The 2,981-nt window shown below is 72.3% G+C and carries 3 protein-coding genes and 1 pseudogene; all 4 read right to left on the reverse strand.

Annotated features, from left to right (window positions below; translation table 11 throughout):
• Window positions 1–71: 71 nt before the first annotated feature.
• Window positions 72–728: a DUF5063 domain-containing protein gene (locus tag ACFU99_RS39360; protein WP_384402257.1), complete on the reverse strand. Its 657-nt coding sequence runs from the start codon at window positions 726–728 to the stop codon at window positions 72–74.
• Window positions 729–835: 107 nt separating this feature from the next.
• Window positions 836–1,435: a recombination mediator RecR gene (recR, locus tag ACFU99_RS39365; protein WP_384402260.1), complete on the reverse strand. Its 600-nt coding sequence runs from the start codon at window positions 1,433–1,435 to the stop codon at window positions 836–838.
• A 96-nt stretch (window positions 1,436–1,531) separates the two neighbouring features.
• Entirely contained in the window at window positions 1,532–1,867 is a 336-nt protein-coding gene (locus tag ACFU99_RS39370) for a YbaB/EbfC family nucleoid-associated protein (protein ID WP_384402262.1), read from the reverse strand.
• Between the two features lie 174 nt (window positions 1,868–2,041).
• Window positions 2,042–2,981 (reverse strand): annotated as a pseudogene (locus ACFU99_RS39375) (DNA polymerase III subunit gamma and tau); the annotation flags it as partial.

Raw genomic sequence — 2,981 nt, forward strand, 5'->3', positions numbered from 1 at the left:
GGTGCCGGCTTCCACGGCTGCGAGAGAGAGGCTCAGCTCAAACGGACCGCAGCCCCAGCGGCCCGGAGCCCTCAGACCGACCGCAGCCCCAGCGGCCCCGCGATCTCCGCCTCCATCACCTTCCCGGCCTCCTCGGCCAGCCGCTCCTCGCCCGCCGCGGCATCCGTGTCGAGGCCGTCGAGCTCGTCGAGCGGGGAGTCCAGGCGTACGTGCGCCACGAGCGACTGCAACGCGCGCAGCGCGGCGCTGGCGGTCGGCCCCCAGTTGGAGAGGTAGGAGAACTGCCACCACCACAGGGCCTCGCTGATACGCCCGTCGCGGTAGTGCGCGAGGCCGTGCCGGAGGTCGGTGACGATGTCGGCGAGGTCGTCGGAGATCCGGCACGCCACGGGCGCGGTGCGCGGCACGTACGGGTCGAAGACCTCCGAATAGACGTCTATGGGGTCCAGCAGGGCCGCGAACCGCTCGCGCAGGTCGTCCACGTCCGGCTCGGGGCCGACGTCCGGCTCGTACCGCTCGTCCGGTACGAAGTCCTCGTGCGCTCCGAGCCTGCCGCCGGTCAGCAGCAGCTGCGAGACCTCCAGCAGCAGGAAGGGAACCGCGCTGTCGGGCTCGTCGCCCTTGGCCACCTCGGTGACCGCGACGATGAAGCTCTCGACCGAGTCGGAAATCTGGACGGAGAAGTCGTCGGGATCGCGTTTGGCGTCGTGAAGCGTTGCGTCAGACATCGAGAAGTCGACTCCCTTCGAAGGCACGCTCCGGCATGACCTCGTAGGCGGCGGATCGGTGTTCGTCTGCATCGGCCCCCGTCCGACGCCCATACCCGGTCGTGGTGTCAGACATCCAGCAGCCGCCTTCCCTCGAAGGCGCGGCCGAGGGTGACCTCGTCGGCGTACTCCAGGTCGCCTCCGACCGGCAGACCGCTGGCGAGCCGGGTGACCTTCAGCCCCATGGGCTTGATCATGCGGGCGAGGTACGTGGCCGTGGCCTCGCCCTCCAGATTGGGGTCCGTGGCGAGGATCAGCTCGCCCACGACGCCGTCCGCGAGCCGCGCGAGCAGCTCCCGGATGCGCAGATCGTCCGGGCCCACGCCCTCGATGGGCGAGATGGCCCCGCCGAGCACGTGGTACCGGCCGCGGAACTCACGCGTCCGCTCGATGGCCACGACGTCCTTGGGCTCCTCGACGACGCAGATGACGGACAGGTCGCGGCGCGGGTCCAGGCAGACCCGGCACCGCTCCTCCTGCGCGACATTGCCGCAGACGCCGCAGAACCGGACCTTCGCCTTCACCTCGGTCAGCGCGTGCGCGAGCCGGCGGACGTCCGCCGGCTCCGACTGGAGGATGTGGAAGGCGATCCGCTGCGCGCTCTTGGGACCGACGCCGGGCAGCCTGCCCAATTCGTCGATGAGGTCCTGGACCACGCCTTCGTACACGGGACGCCTTCTCCTTGTCCGGTTGTCCGGTTCATCCGGTCAGTCAGTGCCGGCGCGACGCTTCCGCCATGCCGACGGTTGGAAAAGCACCAACGGCTAGAAGGGCAGACCCGGCATGCCGCCGAGGCCCTGCGCCAGCGGGCCGAGCTTCTCCTGCTGGAGCTGCTGCGCCGTGGCGTTGGCGTCGCGCACCGCGGCGAGCACCAGGTCCGCGAGGGTCTCGGTGTCCTCGGGGTCCACGGCCTTGGGGTCGATGACCAGGGCCTGCAACTCGCCCGAACCGGTCACCGTGGCCTTGACCAGGCCGCCGCCCGCCGTGCCCTCCACAGGGGTCTTGGCCAGGTCTTCCTGGGCCGTCGCGAGGTCCTGCTGCATCTTCTGGGCCTGCTGGAGCAGCTGCTGCATGTTGGGCTGGCCACCACCGGGGATCACGGGTTGCTCCTGGTTGTCGACAACGACGGTTCAGTAGCCCGAGCCTACGTGGTCCCGGAGCGGCGCGCCCTCCCCCTGGGGGCAGGAACGCGGGTACGACCGGGAAGCGGCTGGTAGCGGGCGGGAAGCCGCTGGTGACGGGCCCCGCGGGCTCATTCGCCGCTCATTCGCCGCTCATTCGTTGGCAATCTCCTCGATCACCGTCGCGCCCAGCTCCCGGACGATCAGATCGTGGCCGGTCAGCGCGGAGTCGACGAGATCCGGATCGTCCTCTTCCGGCATGTCGTCCTCAATGGAGACACGCGGCGGAGGCTCCGGGGCCTGGTAGCCGCCGGAGGGCTCGGCGGGGGCGGGGGCCGGGGCCTGCTGGGCCTGGGACGCGTGGGCCTGGGGCGCGGCGGGGGGCGTGTGCACGGCTTGGCGCGCCGCCTGAGCGCCGCCCCCGCCGTCTCCCCCACTGTTGCCACCGCTGCCACTGCTGCCACCACTGCCACCGCTGTACGAGCTGTTGTACGGGGCCGGGGCCGGGGCGCTCTCGGCCGGGGCCGGGGCCGCCGCCGGGCGGGGCGGGGCGGCGGGGGCATGGCCGGGGTTGACGTAGCCGACGTTGCCGAAGGCGCTGCCGCCTCCCCCGACTGCTCCGCCGGGCGGGTTCGTACCGCCCGAGGAGTCGACGACCAGGTCGATCTTCCACTGCACGTTGAGTGCGTCGGCGAGCGCCTGCTTCAGCACTTCCTCACTGCCGCCGCCCGCGAAGCTGTCGCGGGCTCCGGCGTTGGAGAAGCCGATCTGGAGGGTGCTGCCGTCGAACCCGGCGATCTGCGCGTTCTGGCTGAGCAGGATCCAGGTGAAACGGCGACGGTTCTTGACCGCTTCCAGGATCTCGGGCCACATCCGCTGGACCTGCGCGGCGCCCTGCCCCGGCTGGGGCGCGGCGGCGGCCTGGGGCTGCTGAGGCGCCGCTGCCGGGGCTGCGGGCCCGGGAGCGGGAGCGGCCTGCGGGACGCCCTGCCCGGGGGCGGCGGCGGAGGGCCAGCCGCCGGGACGGCGGGCGGGGGCGGGAGCTGGGGCGGGGGCGGATCGGCCGGTACGTCCACCGGCGCCTCCGGGGGCA

This window comes from Streptomyces sp. NPDC057654 (assembly GCF_042800135.1).
GTDB lineage: Bacteria > Actinomycetota > Actinomycetes > Streptomycetales > Streptomycetaceae > Streptomyces.